General features: G+C 65.5%; 16 protein-coding genes and 1 pseudogene. 10 read left to right on the top strand and 7 right to left on the bottom strand.

The genetic code is table 11. The features are described 5' to 3' along the window. Positions 1–61 precede the first annotated feature (61 nt). The 3 genes from ACPFMJ_RS00085 to ACPFMJ_RS00075 all read right to left on the bottom strand — a co-directional run bounded on the left by ACPFMJ_RS00085 (position 62) and on the right by ACPFMJ_RS00075 (position 3,776). Positions 62–436 (bottom strand): DUF2946 family protein, encoded by a 375-nt coding sequence (locus ACPFMJ_RS00085; RefSeq protein ID WP_424361895.1) that lies wholly within the window; start codon positions 434–436, stop codon positions 62–64. 152 nt (positions 437–588) lie between these two features. Continuing rightward, the gene (locus ACPFMJ_RS00080; protein ID WP_424361894.1) at positions 589–3,246 is read right to left on the bottom strand and encodes a TonB-dependent receptor; all 2,658 of its coding nucleotides are present in this window, start codon (positions 3,244–3,246) and stop codon (positions 589–591) included. 161 nt (positions 3,247–3,407) lie between these two features. Then, on the bottom strand, positions 3,408–3,776 hold the full coding sequence (locus ACPFMJ_RS00075) for a DUF2946 family protein (RefSeq protein ID WP_424361893.1): 369 nt from the start codon (positions 3,774–3,776) through the stop codon (positions 3,408–3,410). 201 nt (positions 3,777–3,977) lie between these two features. Here ACPFMJ_RS00075 and apaG point away from each other — a divergent pair, with 201 nt between their 5' ends. Both apaG and argE read left to right on the top strand, forming a co-directional pair. Continuing rightward, complete coding sequence (gene apaG, locus ACPFMJ_RS00070) at positions 3,978–4,370, top strand: Co2+/Mg2+ efflux protein ApaG (protein WP_424361892.1); 393 nt, start codon at positions 3,978–3,980, stop codon at positions 4,368–4,370. Then, the gene (gene argE / locus ACPFMJ_RS00065) at positions 4,370–5,527 is read left to right on the top strand and encodes an acetylornithine deacetylase (protein WP_424361891.1); all 1,158 of its coding nucleotides are present in this window, start codon (positions 4,370–4,372) and stop codon (positions 5,525–5,527) included. Before apaG ends, argE begins: the two co-directional genes overlap by 1 nt. Positions 5,528–5,547: 20 nt before the next feature. Here argE and ACPFMJ_RS00060 read toward each other — a convergent pair whose 3' ends face one another. Together ACPFMJ_RS00060 and ACPFMJ_RS00055 are read right to left on the bottom strand one after the other, a co-directional pair. Further along, entirely contained in the window at positions 5,548–6,024 is a 477-nt protein-coding gene (locus ACPFMJ_RS00060) for a hypothetical protein (RefSeq protein ID WP_424361890.1), read from the bottom strand. A 137-nt stretch (positions 6,025–6,161) separates the two neighbouring features. Beyond that, a complete protein-coding gene (locus tag ACPFMJ_RS00055) occupies positions 6,162–6,479 on the bottom strand; it encodes a hypothetical protein (RefSeq protein WP_424361889.1) in 318 nt (105 codons plus the stop codon). Positions 6,480–6,789: 310 nt separating this feature from the next. On the opposite strand from ACPFMJ_RS00055, the gene yajC reads away from it, so the two are divergent. The 7 genes and pseudogenes from yajC to ACPFMJ_RS00020 all read left to right on the top strand — a co-directional run bounded on the left by yajC (position 6,790) and on the right by ACPFMJ_RS00020 (position 13,314). After that, a complete protein-coding gene (yajC, locus tag ACPFMJ_RS00050; protein ID WP_424361888.1) occupies positions 6,790–7,323 on the top strand; it encodes a preprotein translocase subunit YajC in 534 nt (177 codons plus the stop codon). A gap of 50 nt (positions 7,324–7,373) precedes the next feature. Continuing rightward, a pseudogene (secD, locus tag ACPFMJ_RS00045) lies at positions 7,374–8,961 on the top strand (protein translocase subunit SecD). A 14-nt stretch (positions 8,962–8,975) separates the two neighbouring features. Next, entirely contained in the window at positions 8,976–10,052 is a 1,077-nt protein-coding gene (secF, locus tag ACPFMJ_RS00040; RefSeq protein WP_424361887.1) for a protein translocase subunit SecF, read from the top strand. 25 nt (positions 10,053–10,077) lie between these two features. Next, a complete protein-coding gene (locus ACPFMJ_RS00035; protein ID WP_424361886.1) occupies positions 10,078–10,452 on the top strand; it encodes an Mth938-like domain-containing protein in 375 nt (124 codons plus the stop codon). After that, positions 10,452–11,261, top strand: a complete 810-nt coding sequence (locus tag ACPFMJ_RS00030; protein WP_424361885.1) for a phytoene/squalene synthase family protein — start codon at positions 10,452–10,454, stop codon at positions 11,259–11,261. Before ACPFMJ_RS00035 ends, ACPFMJ_RS00030 begins: the two co-directional genes overlap by 1 nt. A gap of 43 nt (positions 11,262–11,304) precedes the next feature. Continuing rightward, positions 11,305–12,639 (top strand): ActS/PrrB/RegB family redox-sensitive histidine kinase, encoded by a 1,335-nt coding sequence (locus tag ACPFMJ_RS00025; protein WP_424361884.1) that lies wholly within the window; start codon positions 11,305–11,307, stop codon positions 12,637–12,639. Positions 12,640–12,711: 72 nt separating this feature from the next. Further along, positions 12,712–13,314 (top strand): ActR/PrrA/RegA family redox response regulator transcription factor, encoded by a 603-nt coding sequence (locus ACPFMJ_RS00020; RefSeq protein WP_424361883.1) that lies wholly within the window; start codon positions 12,712–12,714, stop codon positions 13,312–13,314. On the opposite strand, the gene ACPFMJ_RS00015 is transcribed toward ACPFMJ_RS00020, so the two are convergent. Next, a complete protein-coding gene (locus tag ACPFMJ_RS00015; protein WP_424361882.1) occupies positions 13,311–13,784 on the bottom strand; it encodes an MmcB family DNA repair protein in 474 nt (157 codons plus the stop codon). The genes ACPFMJ_RS00020 and ACPFMJ_RS00015 overlap by 4 nt on opposite strands. Before the next feature lie 94 nt (positions 13,785–13,878). Here ACPFMJ_RS00015 and ACPFMJ_RS00010 point away from each other — a divergent pair, with 94 nt between their 5' ends. Beyond that, positions 13,879–14,958 carry a polyamine ABC transporter substrate-binding protein gene (locus ACPFMJ_RS00010; RefSeq protein WP_424361881.1) on the top strand — a complete coding sequence of 360 codons (1,080 nt, stop codon included), beginning with the start codon at positions 13,879–13,881 and terminating at the stop codon, positions 14,956–14,958. A 99-nt stretch (positions 14,959–15,057) separates the two neighbouring features. On the opposite strand, the gene dnaA is transcribed toward ACPFMJ_RS00010, so the two are convergent. After that, positions 15,058–16,566 (bottom strand): chromosomal replication initiator protein DnaA, encoded by a 1,509-nt coding sequence (gene dnaA, locus ACPFMJ_RS00005; RefSeq protein ID WP_424361880.1) that lies wholly within the window; start codon positions 16,564–16,566, stop codon positions 15,058–15,060.

Here is a 16,566-nt window from a genome sequence, read left to right as displayed (position 1 = left end):
CACGAGGATGCGCGCGCCTTACGCGCTGATCACACCATCCCTGTGACGCGAATCGACGAGATCAGGAGAGTGTCGGAGGCGCTCGCGCCTGCCTGTCATAATCGCGCGGGGGGTCCGACAAGGCGCGGTCCGCCACCGTCCAACGGAAGTCTTTCCACTGAACGGGCGCCATGCCGAGAACAACCGGAGGGGCGGCGACGGGCGATACCCCGTCGCAAAAGGCCTGGCAAAGCGCGCAGTCATGATGACTGTGGCTATGCGCAGGCCCCGGTCCCTGGTGGTTGTCATGCCCCGGGCTTCCTGCTTTGAGGCAGATATCGCTCAGGCCGTGAACGTCGATCCCGCGCGCGGCTGCAACGCCGTTCGCGACCGGCAGGAAGGCCTGAACGGCCAACGCCAGCACGAACAAGATTGTCGGCAACCACCTGCGAGACATGGAGACGAATACCTGAGTCGAAATTTGCGCGGAATTCTCGCGCCGATTCATAGAAGCAAAAAGACGCCGCCCCGGCAAGCTGGCGCTTTCGGCGCCGCAGCGATTGCGGCAAGAGGCCGCACGCATGGGATGCGCGCGGCGTCTTTCCCCATTTAACGCACGCCAGGCGCCGCTCCCACGCCGCCGCCAAGGCCGGCGACCGTCGTGGAGCCGCCATCGGACCCGCCGAGGTCGTATTTGAGACCGAAGAAGAAGGTGCGCTGGTTGTAAGGATTCGGATTCACGTAGTATTTCCAACGGCCAATATTGTCGACGCCGACGGTTGCGGTCCAGTTTGGCGCGATCTTGTAATTCACCTTCGCGTCGAAGACGAGATATTCGCTATCCACGCTGCCGTAGTTATTGTGATTGAAGTCGACATTGTTGAGCGTCACGAAGGCGGCCGACGCATAGCGCGCGCCAAAGGACATCGACCAGTCCTTGGTCGGGCTGTAACTCAGAACCGAACGGATGCGGATGCGCGGAACGCGCGGATATTGCATGCCGTTCAGCAGAATGCCGCCCGCCGTCGGGAAGGGCGAACCGGACGCGCCGCCGGTGAAGGTGAGCGCGTTGCCGTTCGACAGGATTTTGGCGTCGACGAAGGTCACGCTGCCCGAATAATCGAGACCCGGCGTCAGAATGTCCTTCATAACCACCGCCGCCTCGACGCCCCGGAAGCGCGCCTTGTCGAGATTGGTGTTCTGCGACACGATCTGACCCGTCGGGCCAATCGACGACTGGTTGACGATGGCGTTCCAGCGATCGTCCAGGAAGAGGCTGACGCGCGGATTGAACAGGCCGACCTTGCCGTCGAAGGCGTCGACTTTCCGGTATTCGCCCGTCAGATCCCAGGACGTCGAAATCTCCGGCTGAAGATTGGGATTGTTGAGCGTGATCGAGTTCGTCGTCGTGATCGACTGGAAGAGTTCGTTGACCGTCGGGAAGCGATAGGCGCGTCCCATTGAGGCGCGCGCCTGGAACTCAGGCGTCACCTGATATTCGATGGCGGCCTTTGGCGAGAACGCGTTCTTGAAAGTGTCGGGGAAATAGCCGCCCGCCGCCGCCGCTCGCGCGACGGGCACAAGACCCGGAGCGAACTGGCTGCCCGTCGTCAAGCCGCCGGTGAAGTTCGAGCCGTTGTAAGCGTGCCAGAACTCACCACGGGCGCCGCCGATGAATTTCCAGTCGGGAAGAAACTTCCAGGCGTCCTGGATGTAAACGGCGCGCGTTTCCGTCTTGCCGTAGTTGACGGCCGTGATGGCCATCGAATGGTTGTTGCCGGCGAAGGGCGTCAGGTTCTGCACCGTGTTCAAGGAATACTGGTCGGCGTGCCCGCCGAACGAGACCTCGTGCTTGCCCTGCACATTCTGCTCGGGCCGCCAGATGAAGCGCATGTCGCCCGTGCGCCAATAGGTGCCGGTGTTGACGGTGTTCTGGCCGGTCGTGTTGATGTTGTAGGCCGTCGCCCCGTCATTCGGGCGCAGACCGTAGGACGTCGCATTCTGCGAGAAGTCACGCAAGAAATTGTACGATGTCGCCGAGAAATCAAAATCGAAGACCCCGCCCGTATCGCGCTTGAGCGACGCCGCCTGCATGAGATGGGTCGAGCCGCCCCAGCCCGGATTGACGCCGCCCGGCGTCACGGCGAAGGCGCCGATCGCGACGCGGCCGCTTTGCGTGTTGTAGATCGGAACGCCGTTGCGGTCCCAGATGAAGCTCTGGACGGTGGTGTTGTTCTCGAGATTCCAGACGCCCAGCGTGTAGGTCGCGCGCACGAGCGGCGCGATGTCGTACGAGACCTTCAGCTTGCCCATGTCGGTCGTCACGCGGTCGGCGCCGGCTGAGCCGGTGATGATGCGCGGGTTGCCGTTCTGGTTGTTGTCCTGGAAGCCGCCGAAGAAGCGCGTTCCGTTGGTCGGCGCGAAGGGCGTCATGAAGTTGCCGGGGAAGGTCTGCGCCTGCCCCTGCGAGTCGAGATGGTCGTAAGCGAAGAAGTAGCGGAAGTCGCCGATCCGATCGCCGATGAGGAGATTGGCGTTGCCTGCGAGATTGGTTTCGTCGCGCGCATAGAGGCTGAAGGGCTGGACCGAGCCCGTCGCCTTGGCGTGAAGCTCGAATTTATCCGGCATGCGCGTCGTGATGGCGAGCACGCCGCCGATCGAGTTACCGGGATAGAGCGCCGAGAAGGGACCGTAGATGACGTCGACGCGGTCGATCTCTTCAGGCGAGACCATGCCCCAGCGCGGCGGGAAGGCGAAGCTGTTGCCGAGCAGGTTCGAGAGCAGGATGTTATCGGCGTAGACCAGCGTCTTGGCGCTTTCGATCGTGCCCGTGGTGCGGCCGGAGACGATGGCGTTGCGGTCGCCGATATAGCGCTCGCGGATAAGGAGCGACGGCATGTATTTGAACGCCTGCGCCGAGGTCTGCATATTGACCGACTTCTCGATATCCTCGCGCGTGCGCGACTCGACGACAGCAGGGACGTTCGCGGGAATCGTCCGGCTGAAAGGCGCCGGCTTCGGCGGCGCATAGCGATCCGGGCCTGCGGCGACGACCGCGGGCGCCGCGACGGGAGCGGTCGTTGGAGGGGCCAGTCGCACGGGTCCCGTGCTGCGAGTGGGAGCCGGCCCCGGCCGCGCCGGGCCGCGCTGCCCGCCGATGTTGATCGTCGGGAGGGATTGTTGCGCGAGGGCGGCGGTCGCGAGGACAAGGCAGACCGCGTTAATGGATGCGGCGCCGAGAAGATGTGCGCGGCGAATCGTTTTCATTTTAGTAGTTCCGAATGGGTCGGCAGTGTCCTTGCGGCCTGCGACCTCGAAAGAGGGCCCAGGCGCAGGCGAGCGCTATCGACTAAATTTTCAGAGGAGCGGCCGGGCCGCGCTTGCAACTCGAGGCGAGCGAAAGCGTCGGCGGGTCAAGTCGCCGAAACTTACGCGCAAAGGGAAGTTGCAGGCGGACCGCGCGCGAAGTGGGCCTGGAGGATGCGCGCCGCAGCGCCGGACGTATCGAAAAAGATGAAGTCCGCCGGCGCAGAGGCCAGAGGCCTCAGAAGTTGCAGCGTGAAATCGTCGAGGGCGACAGATGGCGGTCCGGCGCAAAGCAGGCAGGACTCGCACATGTGATGCCGGGCGTCGCGGCCGGCGCCTCCCGCGCGGTCGACGCCGGCCTGCTTCGCGCAGTGAGCGGATATTCCAGCGTCAGGCCCGGTCCCGGCGCGCGCGACTCCCCAGCCCCCGGCGACGGTCTGCACGACCATCGCAAGGACAAGGAACAACGCGCGCAACGAGGACAACCGCATCTTCGTCTCTGGAACAGAGTTCGCAGAGTCATCGCTCAGGCGACGCGAGAATCCAAGGATGCAAACTTGACCGGAAGGAGAAACCGAATGGATGTGTCCAATTTGTCACAAAATGCCCGCGCGCGCGAAACATCCGCCGCCGCCGGCCGATCGAGAAAAGCCGTTCCCCTTTGCGGCAAGCCGTTCTAAATTCGAGTCGTCATGTACATCGCGATCACCAGAGATATTCAGGTCACGGCGCTGCCGGACTTTCTGCCCGATCGATCCGACCCCGATCAGGGCCGGTTCTTCTGGTCCTACACGATCGAGATCGCGAATCTCGGCCGCGCGCGGGTGCAACTTCTCTCCCGCCACTGGGTCATCATCGACGCCAATGGGCGGCGCGAGGAAGTGCGCGGGCCGGGCGTCATCGGCGAACAGCCGGTGCTGGAGCCCGGCGAAACCTTCCGCTACGCCTCCGGCTGCCCGCTGACGACCCCGTCGGGCCTCATGCAGGGCAGCTATCGAATGGTCACGGATTCGGGCGAAACCTTCGACGTGGAAATTCCAGCCTTTTCGCTGGACAGCCCCATGTCCCACCCGACGTTGAACTGATGGACGCCCTCGAACTCGCAATCGACATGACCGCCCGGCTCGTGGCTTTCGACACGGAAAGCTCGAAGTCGAACCTAGGCCTGATTGACTTTGTCGAGGGCTATTTGCGCGAACAGGGCGTCCCCTTCGCGCGGGCGCCCAACGCCGCCGGCGACAAGGCGGCGATCTTCGCCACCATCGGCCCCATGGAAGCGGGCGGCGTCGTGCTGTCCGGCCATACCGACGTCGTGCCGGTCGAAGGACAGGAATGGAGCTCCGACCCTTTCACGCTCCGACGCGACGGGGGACGACTCTATGGCCGGGGCGCCGTGGACATGAAGGGCTTCGGCGCCGTCGCTCTGGCGATGATCCCGGAATTCAAGAAGGCGGCGCTGACGCGCCCCATTCACATTCTGCTGAGCTATGACGAGGAGACCACCTGCCTCGGCCCGCTCGACATGATCGCGCGGCTCGGCGTCGATCTCCCCCGTCCGAACGCCGTCATTGTCGGCGAGCCGACCTCCATGCAGGTCGCCGACGCTCATAAGAGCGTGACGACGCATCTCACGCGCGTACGGGGCTTCGAGATTCACTCGGCCAATCTTCATCGCGGCGTCAGCGCCGTGCATGTCGCCTGCCGGCTGGTGACGGAGCTGGAACGGATCGGCGACGAGATTCGCGCGGAAGGCGATCCTTCCGGCCGTTTCGATCCGCCCTACTCCACCATCCATGTGGGCGTCATAAAGGGCGGCACGGCGCGCAACATCGTCGCGAAGGATTGCGAGTTCGAGTGGGAGTTTCGCGGCCTGCCCAGCGCCGAGCCCATGCTCGCGCAGAACCGGATCGCGCCTTACGTCGAGACGCTGCGCAAGACCGTCTTCGCGAATTTCCCGCAATGCGGGATAGATCTCGACACACTGGTGAAAGTGCCAGGCCTCGCGCCGCAGCCAGGATCTAGCGCGGAGACGCTGGCGCTGCGCCTCGCCCGCCGCAACAACACTATCGCCGTGCCCTACGCCACGGAAGCCGGGCATTTCCAGCGCGCCGGCGTGCCGACGGTGGTGTGCGGACCTGGCCGGATCGACCAGGCGCACCAGCCCGATGAATATGTCGACGTTTCCGAGATCGCCGCCTGCGTTGATTTCATGCGCGCGCTGGCGAAGGAGCTGGAGGCCTGACGGCCTCCAGCGATCGTTCCTTAGTCGCAGATCCATTTCCAGTTCTGGCGCCAGGGGCTCCAGCGCCAGCACGCGCCTGCGCCGGGCGCCCACCAGCGGCCGCGCCACCAACGCTGCCCGCCGCCGGGGCCGCCGCCCCAACCGGGACGCGGACCCTGCCGATAGGGATCGCCGTAGCGCCGGCCGTCGCGGTCGCCATAGCCGCGGTCTCCGTAACCGCGGTCTCCGTAGCCGCGATCGCGGTCGCCATAGCCCCGGCCGCCGTCATATCCTCGTCCCTGGCCGCCATATCCCTGACCGCCCTGACTGCGCCCGTCACGATCGTAACCGCCGCTCGATCGGCGTTGCTGCGCGCCGCCGTAACCGCTGCGTCCGTCATCATAACCGCCCCGGCCGGCCGCACTGTCGTAACCGCCGCCGCCGTACTGCGCCTGCGCCGTCGCCGTCATCGCGCCCGCCATTGCGGCGGCCAGCGCCAAACTTCTCAAAGCCCGCATTCCGTTGCCTCTCCAGCCCTCATGACGCTCCTGCGTCGATTCCGCCCTGCCTGAGACGTAGCGGAAAAGACGCTTGCGCGCCCGTCAAAAAAGCGGGTCCGCCACAAGGCGAACCCGCCCAAAATCCCCCATCGTCGTCAGCAGGCCCAGACCCAGCGACCGTACCACCAGCGCCAGCAGGCGCCGCCATGGCCGCCGTGCCAGCCATAGGGCCGCGCGTAGTAACCGCCGCCACGCCAGCCATAGCCGCCGTGCCAGGCTCCGCGGCCGCCCCAGCCGCCGCCACGCCAGCCATGGCCTCCCCAACCGCCGCCATGCCAGCCATGTCCCCAGCCGCCGCCATGGCCCCAACCGCCGCCATGGCCCCAGCCGCCGCCATGTCCCCAGGCGAGCGCCGAGGGAGGCGAGAAGAGAAGGCCGGCCGCAAAGGCCGCGCAGGCAATCTTTTTAATCATGGACATTTCTCCCAGGTTGTGACGCGAAGCTTGTCGCCGTCGGGACTTGTCCGAAGCATCCGCCGCCGCGCCTGAACCATGGGTGAACGCCCTCTGCGGCCTGGCCGTTCCGTAGCTGCTTGATCTCCCCTTGGATTTCCCGACGGCTCTCTCGCAGGGCGCGGTCCCTGCCCGCAAAGGCGGGGAAGCGCCCGAAACTGCGCCATCCGCCATTGCTTTCGTAAGTCGAGCGGCTATAGTCCGCGCCCATTCCGACGCCAGCCCGACGCTCTCAAGACGCGCGTCGCGCCGCTACACTAGAGACGCTGCGATGAAACTGATCCCGGACGCCATGGCGCAGACCGAACAGCCGGCGGCGCCAGCCGCTCCCACGCCGCCCACGCCCGCTCCCGCCGCGCCGGTCCCGCAGGCCCCCCCGCCTCAGACGCAGACGAGCGTCGGCGCCGGCAACCCTGCCGACCCGAACCAGCAGCCGCCGTCGCTGCCCGATCTCTTCGCCCAGCTCGTCCCGATCTTCGTGGTGATGGGCATTGTCTACATTCTCGTGATCCGCCCGCGCGCCCGCAAGGAAAAGGCGGCGCTGGAGGCGCTGCGCAATGCGCGCCGCGGCGACGTCATCGTCACCACCGGCGGCCTTGTCGGCAAGGTCACGAAGGCGATCGACGACAACGAGATCGAGCTCGAGATCGCGCAGAACACCCGCATCCGCCTGGTGCGCTCCGCCATCGCGGAAGTCCGCAGCAAGGGCGAGCCGGTGAAGGATACGCCCGCGCCGGCCCCGGCGGCCGAGAAGGCTCCCGCCAAGCCCGCATCCAAGCCGACCCAGACCAAGGCCAAATCCTAAAGGACGGCTTTCGAGCGAGCGCCCGACCTCTCTGACGAAATAGCGACACGATGCTGCGATTCTCGACCTGGAAATTCCTTGCAATCGTGGCGATGACGCTCGCCGCCATCCTCGTGGTGGCGCCGAGCACGTTGTCGCCGTCGACCTATCAGGCGCTCGCTTCGCGGCTGCCGTCCTGGCTCATGCCGCCAACCATCGTGCTCGGTCTCGATCTGCAGGGCGGCTCGCACGTCATGCTGGAAGTCGATCAGGCGGATCTGATCTCGACGCAGGTCAAGAACCTGCGCGACGACGTGCGCCGCATTCTCCGCGAGGAGAAGGTGGCGATCACGGGCGGCATCGGCGCGACGGCGCGCGGCGTGCAGGTCCGCGTCGCCGACGCGGCGGACCGTGAAAAGGTGCTCCCGAAATTCCGGCTGCTGCGCAACAGCTTCAGCTCGAATATCGGCGGCCAGACGCCGCTCGAAGTCGACACGACGCCCGAGGGCCTGATCCGCATCACGGTCACGGACGTCGGCCTGCGCGACAAGTCCCGCAAGGCGGTCGAGCAGTCGATCGAAGTCATCCGCCGCCGCGTCGACGCGCTGGGCACGCGCGAACCCTCGATCCAGCGCCAGGGCGACGACCGCGTGCTGGTGCAGGTGCCCGGCCTTCAGGACCCGCAGACGCTCAAGGAAATTCTCGGCCAGACCGCGAAGCTCGAATTCCGCCTTGTCGCCGAGCCGGGCCAGAACCCGTCGGAAATCGAAGAGCTCGAGCAGGTCGACGACCAGCAGAAGCTGCCGATCGAGAAGCAGGTCATGGTGCAGGGCGAAGATCTTACCGACGCCCAGCCCGGCTTCGACCAGCAGCGCAGCGGCGAGCCGGTCGTGAATTTCCGCTTCAACATTCGCGGCGCGCAAAAATTCGGCGACGTGACGTCGAAGAACGTCGGCCGCCTCTTCGCCATCGTGCTCGACAACAAGGTGATCTCGGCGCCGCGCATCCTGACGCCCATCACCGGCGGCTCGGGCCAGATCACCGGCCACTTCACCGTCGAGCAGGCCAACAATCTCGCGATCCTGCTGCGCGCCGGCGCGCTGCCCGCCAAGCTCAACATCGTCGAGGAGCGCACGGTCGGCCCCGGCCTCGGCCAGGACTCGATCGACGCCGGCAAGCGCGCCGCCTATGTCGGCGCGGCCTCGTCGTCGCCTACATGCTGATCACCTACGGCGTGTTCGGCGTCTTCGCGAATCTTGCGCTCTTCGTCCATATCGCGATGATCTTCGCCGGCCTCGTGCTGCTCGGCTCGACGCTGACGCTGCCCGGCATCGCCGGCATCGTGCTGACGATCGGCATGGCGGTCGATTCGAACGTGCTGATCTACGAGCGCATTCGCGAAGAGAACCATGCCGGACGCTCGATCCTCGCGTCGCTGGACGCGGGCTTCAACCGCGCCTTCGCGACGATCGTCGACTCGAACGTCACGATGTTCGTCGCCGCCGCGATCCTCTACTTCCTGGGCACCGGCCCGGTGCGCGGCTTCGCCGTGTCGCTGGCGCTCGGCATTCTCACGACCATCGTCACCGCCGTGACCATGACGCGCATGATGATCGCGGTCTGGTATCGCGCGCGCGTCCGACGAAGCTGCCGATATAGGGCGAAACGAACAGATGAAACTCCTGCGTCTCGCTCCGGAGAACACCCATTTCCCCTTCATGCGCTTCCGGCGCGTGAGCTATCCGATGTCGGCCGTGCTGTCGCTCATCGCCGTCGCGCTCTTCATCTTCAAGGGCATGAACTTCGGCATCGACTTCGCCGGCGGAACGGTCATCGAGCTGCGCGCCAAGTCCGGCGCGGCGGAAGTCGGCACGCTGCGCGCCCTGGGCGAGAAGCTGAAGCTCGGCGACATCGAGGTGCAAGCCTTCGGCAACGCCGCCGATGCGACGCTGCGTTTTGGATTGCAGCCGGGCGGCGACGTCGCCCAGCAGGCGGCGGTCGAGAAGGTTCGCGGCGCCGTGGGCGACCAGTATGAACTGCGCCGCGTCGAAGTCGTCGGCCCGCGCGTCTCGAACGAGCTCGTCCAGTCCGGCACGCTCGGCGTCGTGCTCTCCATCGTCGCGGTGCTGACCTATCTGTGGTTCCGCTTCGAATGGCAGTTCGCCGTCGGCGCCGTCATCGCGACGATGCACGACCTTTTGCTGACTGTCGGCTTCTTCTCGATCACGCAGCTCGAATTCAACACGACCTCGATCGCCGCGATTTTGACCATCGTCGGCTATTCGCTCAACGAGACGGTCGTCGTGCTCGACCGTATCCGCGAGAACATGCGCAAATATAAGAAGATGGCGACCGCGCAGATGATCGACATGTCGATCAACGCCGTGCTGCCGCGCACCATCATGACGGCGACGACCGTCATGCTCGCCCTCTTCGCGCTCGTCGCCTTCGGCGGCCAGGTCATCCGCTCCTTCTCGCTGGCGATGATCTGGGGCATTTTCGTCGCGACCTATTCGTCGATCTTCATCTGCTCGCCCATGCTGATCTATCTGGGCCTGCGAAACGAGGACGTGGACCGCAAGGTCGAACAGAAGGAAGAGGACGCGGACGAAATCGAATATGGCGGCCCGACCGAAGCCTATGCGGCATCGATGTCGGACGATATCGGCGATACGCCGGTTCCCGCCGCGCCGGCGCCCAAGCGCCCCGCGACCAAGCCCAAATCCGCACGCCGCAATCGCCCCAGATAAGGCGCAGGACAGAGGCGCGCGCGTCATGACCGTCCCGCAGGGCTACGTCCCGGGCCGCTATAAGATAGACGATTACGGCAATGGCGGATTCCGCTTCGCCGACATGTCGCATCGCGGCTCGATCCTCGCGCTGCCGACTGGCGTGCGCGCCGTCGCGCCGACGAGCTGGAAAGAAATCGACGCGGCGACGATCGACCTCGCGCTCGCGGAGGGCGGCGGGATCGATCTCCTGATCGTGGGGATGGGCAAGGACCTCATGCCCCTCGCCGGGCCCTTGCGGGCGAGGCTGCGCGACGCGGGCGTCGGCTGCGAGCCCATGGCGACAGGCGCCGCCGTGCGCACCTACAACATGCTGCTCGACGAAGGCCGCCAGGTCGGCGCGCTTCTGATCGCCGTCTGATGATCGAGGCCGCGCCCGCTCATTACGCCCATTGCGAGGCGCTGCTGCGCGAGCGCGACCGGGATCTCTGGCTCGCCTGTCTCTTCGCGCCGCCCTCCGCGCGTCCGCACATCCACGCCGTCTACGCCTATGCGCTGGAATGCGCCGATGTGCGCGCCAAGGTCTCCCAACCCCTGCTCGGCGAAATGCGCCTGCGCTGGTGGACGGACGCCCTGACAAACGACATTTCCGAAGGGACCCGCGCCCATCCGGTCGCAGACGCGCTTCTCGATACGGTGGCGCGCTTCGCCCTGCCTGTCGGGGAACTGACCGAACTCGCCGACGCCCATGTCGCCGATCTCTATGACGACCAGATGCCCGATACGGAGACGCTGGAGCGCTATTGTCGCGCAACCGTCGCCGGTCCGATGCGCTGGGCCGGCCTCATTCTGGGCGCGTCCGAGATGGCGGCGTTCGACGACGCCGGCCTCGCCCTGGGCGTCACCCGCGTGCTGCGCCGCCCCGCCGGCGCCCACATCCCCGCCGACCTTCTCGCAAAACACGGCGCCGACATCCATGTGAACGCGGCGCCCCTGCGGGCGGCTCTCGGCGAATTGAGGAACATGGCGGAAAGCCGCTACGCGTCGGCGCGCCGCTCGGCGGGCGCCCTAGTCAAAGGGCGCGAGGCCTTGTTGCCCGCCGCGACGGTTCCCGTTTATCTGGAGCGCATGGCGCGGAAGGACTACGATCCTTTGCGCGGCCTGACGGAACCATCGCCGCTGCGCCGGCAGTGGCGGCTGTGGCGCGCCGCGCGCGGCGCCGGTCTCTGACACGCCGCGACAAAAAAGGGTCCGTTGCCGACAGGGGAGTGTGATGAGACCCGACGTCTATGACGAAGACAGCCGCCGCCTGCGCGTCGGCACCCTGATTTTCCTGCGCTGGATCGCCATCATCGGGCAAAGCATCGCCTGCCTCTTCGTCTATTTCTTCCTGGATTTCGATTTTCCCGTCGGCCTCTGCTTCGTCTTCATCGTCGCCTCCGGCACGCTGAATTTCGGGCTTCGCTTCGGCACGTCGGGCACCTTCCGGCTGAGCGATCTCGAGGCGGTGGTGCTGCTCTCCTACGACCTCGTGCAGCTCAGCTTCCTGCTTTACCTGACTGGCGGCGTCACGAACCCCTTCGTCATGCTGCTGCTTGCGCCGGTGACGATCTCCGCCGTGTCGCTGCCGCGCAATCTGACCCTGTTCCTCGGCATCGTCATGCTGGCCGCCGCGACCTTCCTCTGCGTGGAATTCGAGCCGCTGCCCTGGTACTGGAACGACGCGCTGAAGTTCCCCCTCCTCTATCGCGCCAGCATCTGGGCCTCGCTCGCTCTCTCCGCCGCCTTCATCGCGCTTTATGCCGCGCGGGTTTCCGACGAGAGCCGCCTGCTCGCGACGGCGCTCGCGGCGACGGAACTCGTCCTCGAACGCGAGCAGCATCTCTCGCAGCTCGACGGCCTCGCCGCCGCGGCCGCGCATGAACTCGGGACGCCGCTCGCGACGATCACGCTCATCATTCGAGAACTGCAGAAATCATTGGCGAAATCCTCGGCGGAGGGCCTGAAGGAGGATCTCGACCTCCTTGCGCAGGAGGCCGCGCGCTGCCGCGAGATTCTCGGCAAGCTCGCATCGCTTGGCGCCGATCAGGGAACGATGATGAACGTTCTCTCGATCGATACGCTGATCGAGGAAGTGGTGGGACCGCAGCGCGAATACGGCGTGAAGCTCGAGATCAACAAACGCGGCAACGGATCGGCGCCCCCGCCGGCCCTCGCGCGCAATCCGGGAATTCTTTACGGCCTCGGAAACCTGGTCGAGAACGCGATCGACTTCGCCGAGTCGCGCGTGCGGATCGACGCCTGGTGGACGCGCGACCTCGTGACCATCGCCATAGAGGACGACGGCCCCGGCTTCTCCGCCGCCATTCTGGACAAACTCGGCGATCCCTATCTGCGCGGCCGGCCGACCGAGCGGCGGACCAAGAACGACAGCCAATCCGGCCTTGGTCTCGGCCTTTTCATCGCAAAGACGCTGCTGGAGCGCTCCGGAGCGACCGTGGAGACCTTCAACGTGTCGCCTCCGCGAACCGGCGCCGTGGTGAAGGTGACGTGGGCGCGGTCGGCGCTGGAGATCCCCGCCGCCAAGCTTGCGCCATTCGAAGCCTGAGCCTCTCGGATTCGACGGCAAGGAATCCTTGGGGTAGTCTTTGATTAAAATCACGCTGGGAGAGCTTGAGGCATGAACCGCGAAGATATTGGCGACACGGAAAACGCCGACCTGGATTCCCAGGAGGGCTTCGCCGCCTCCGCGCTGCCCGAAGAACGCTCCCTTCTCATCCTCGACGACGACAAGCCCTTCCTGCATCGACTGGCCCGCGCCATGGAGCAGCGGGGTTTTCTCGTGACGCAATGCGAGACGGTCGCCGAGGGCCTCGCGGCGCTGGAGTCGGCGCCGCCTGCTTTCGCAATCATCGACATGCGGCTGAATGACGGGAACGGCCTCGATGTCATCCAGCGCCTCAAGGAAACGCGTCCCGACGCGCGCGGCATCATCCTCACGGGCTACGGCAATATCGCGACCGCCGTCACCGCCGTGAAGCTCGGCGCCTTCGACTATCTCGCCAAGCCCGCCGACGCCGACGAAATCTACCATGCGCTGATGGCGACGACGATCGACAAGCCGGACGCGCAGGAAAACCCGATGTCCGCCGACCGCGTGCGCTGGGAGCATATTCAGCGCGTCTTCGAGTCCTGCGACCGCAATGTCTCTGAGACGGCGCGGCGGCTGAACATGCATCGCCGCACGCTCCAGCGCATCCTCGCCAAGCGCGCGCCACGCTAAATATCGGGCCGCTCCTCGCCGAAGGCCAGCGCGCAGTAACGCTCGGCCGCCAGCGCGCCGAAGCGCACCAGCATCGCCTTGCGGCTCGCGGCCGCCAGGCGCAGGATCGGAGCCTCGCGGGCGAGCATTGCGCCATGCGCGTCGGCGACAATGAGGCCGGCGTCCATCGGAAATAGCGCTGCGTCGAGATCGACCGGGATAGCGAAATAGAAGCGGTCGCAATAATCGCGATAGGCCGCCCATTTCTGATCGGCGCGAAAATCCGCGAGCGAGGATTTCACCTCGACGATCCTCAAGCCCCCATCCGGCGCGAGCGCCACGAGATCGGCGCGACGGTCGTTGGGAAGCGGCATTTCGCCGATGACGGCGAAGCCGCAGGCGCGCAGATAGCGGCGCGCCCCGCGCGTCACATGGCGCGTCGCCTGCGGCCGGCCGCCCGCGGCTTCAGCGTCGACCAAATCGGATTGCATGCCGTCCCCTCCGCGTCGCCAACCGGCCGGCAGGCATGATAATCTGCCGCCTTCTCCTTGCGGCGCAAGCCGCGCGCCCGCATCGGCTCGGTATATGAAAAAAATTCTCGCCGCTTTCGTGATCGCCCTCGCCTGCGCGCCAGCAATCGCCGCCGAGCGGGTCGTGAATATTTTCAATTGGAGCGACTATATCGACCCGGGCGTGCTCGAGGACTTCACGCGGGAGACCGGCGTCAAGGTCGTCTATGACACGTATGACTCCAATGAAATGCTGGAGTCGCGGCTCCTCGCCGGCGCGACCGGCTACGACATCGTCGTCCCCTCGGCGACTTTCCTTCAGCGCCAGATCAAGGCGGGCGTGCTTCAGCCCATCGACCGCAAGCGCCTCGCCAACGCCGGCAATATCTGGGCGGAGATCGACGGGCGGCTGTCGCGCTACGACCCCGGCAGCGCGCACGCGATCAACTACATGTGGTACACGACCGGCGTCGCTTACAACGTCGCGAAGATCACCGAGCGCATCGGCCGGCCGATCACGAGCTGGGATCAGGTGCTCAGGCCGGAAAACCTGAAGAAGCTCGCGGATTGCGGCGTCTATGTGCTCGACAGCCCCGAAGACATTTTCGCGATCACGCTCAATTATCTCAAGCTCGATCCGAACTCGAAGAACGAGGCGGACTTGAAGCGCGCGGCCGACCATCTCGCAGGCCTGCGCCGCTACATCAAGAAATTCCACTCTTCGGAATATATCAATGCGCTCGCCAATGGCGACATCTGCCTTGCGATCGGCTGGGCGGGCGACAGCCTGCAGGCGCGCAACCGCGCGAGAGAGGCCGGCTCAGATGTCGAGATCGCCTACGCCATCCCGACCGAAGGCACGCTTATGTCGATGGACAATCTCGCCATCCCGATCGACGCGCCGCACGTTCCGGAGGCCTATCTCTTCATCGATTATCTGCTGCGCCCCGACGTCGCCGCGCGCAACACGAAGGCGACCAATTTCGCCAATGGCGTCGGCCCCTCTCGCGCGCTGATCGACAAGTCGATCGCGAACGATCCCTCGGTCTATCCAAGCGAGACGACGATGCGGCGCCTCTTCACGGTGATGACGCCGAACCAGCCGGAGCAGAAATTCATCACCCGACTTTGGACAATGGTGAAGACGGGACGCTAAGCCGACCATAACGGCTCAATAGGCAAGAGACGAAACGACCCAGAGTCCCGCAGGCGCCTCTGGGTCGTTTCATTTCCAACGGCGAAGATGGTTTACGGCTTACTGTTCGCTCAAAATCCGCCGCAGCAGCTCGATGACTTCCGCGAGGCCCTTGTCCTTGGAGACGAGCTCCTCGATCTTGCGCACCGCATGCAGCACGGTGGTGTGATCTCGACCGCCGAAGCGGCGTCCGATCTCCGGCAGCGACCGCAGGGTCAGTTGCTTCGACAGATACATGGCGATCTGACGCGGGCGCACGACATTGGCGGTGCGGCGCGACGACAGAATGTCGGCGCGCGAAATGTTGTAATGCGACGCGACGAGCTTCTGAATGTCGTCGATCTTGACGCGCTTGGGCTCCTGCGTGCGCACGAGATCGCGAATCGCCGTCTCTGCGGTCTCAACGGTGAGCGGCGCGCCATTGAGCGTGACATGCGCCAGCAGGCGGTTCACCGCGCCTTCAAGATCGCGGCCATTGGTCACGATCGTGCGCGCGACATAATTGACGACCTCGGGCGGCACATGGAAGCCCGGTTGCGTCTCCTGCGCGGCGGCGATGCGCGCCTGCAGGATCTTCACGCGAAGCTGTTCGTCGAGCGGTCCGATGTCGACGCAAAGGCCCCCCTTGAAACGGGAGAGAACGCGCTCGTCCAGCGTCTCGAGGTCCGACGGCGGCCGGTCGGCGGCGACGACCACCTGACGGCCCGCGTCAATCAGCGCGTTGAGCGTGTGGCAGAACTCCTGCTGGATCGACTTGCCCTGCAGGAACTGCACATCGTCGATGATCAGCATGTCGATGGCGCGCAGGCGCTCCTTGAAGGCGATGGACGTCTGCGTGTTGAGCGACGACACGAAGCCGCTCATGAAGCGCTCCGCGGTGAGATAGACGGCGCGGCGGCGGTTGTCGTTCGTCGCATGCGCGAGCGCCTGCAGCAGATGCGTCTTGCCAAGGCCGACGGCCGCATGCGCGTAGAGCGGATTGAACATCGGCGTCTCGCCCGGACGCGCCTCGGCCACACGGCAGGCGGCTGCGTAAGCGAGCTGGTTCGAAGGCCCGACGAGGAAGGTCGAGAAGGACAGCCGGCGGTCGAGCGGCGAGCCCATGACGGAGTCGCCCTCGCCACGCGGCGTCGGCGTCCGCGGCGCGCGGCGCGTGGCCTGAACGCCGGCGCCCGCATCAAAACCGTTCTCAAAAGCCGCTTGCGGCTTCTCCGCGAGATTGCCGATCGCCGGCGCGGATTCCACCTCCCGCTCCACGCCCGTTTCTCGCTGCTTCACCTTGCGGGCTGAGCTGCGCACGTCGATCGATACGCGGTCGATTCCGTCGAACTCGCTGGATATGCGCGTCTTGATGCGCGATGCGTAATGCGACTGCACCCAGCTCTTGAGGAATTTCGTCGGCACGGTGAGATGAATCGTCGCGCCGTCGACGCGATCGAGCTCGAGCCGGGTGAACCAGGAGTTATAGACGGCGTCGCCGAGCTCCGCCCGCAGACGTTCGCGCACGCGCTCCCAGCGTTTCTGATCTTCGGCGGAGATACCGTCGTTGACGAGTTCACGATCAGACAT

The sequence above is a fragment of the Methylocystis parvus genome, assembly GCF_049675845.1.
Lineage (GTDB): Bacteria > Pseudomonadota > Alphaproteobacteria > Rhizobiales > Beijerinckiaceae > Methylocystis > Methylocystis parvus_A.
This window is presented reverse-complemented; position numbering and strand designations above follow the sequence as displayed.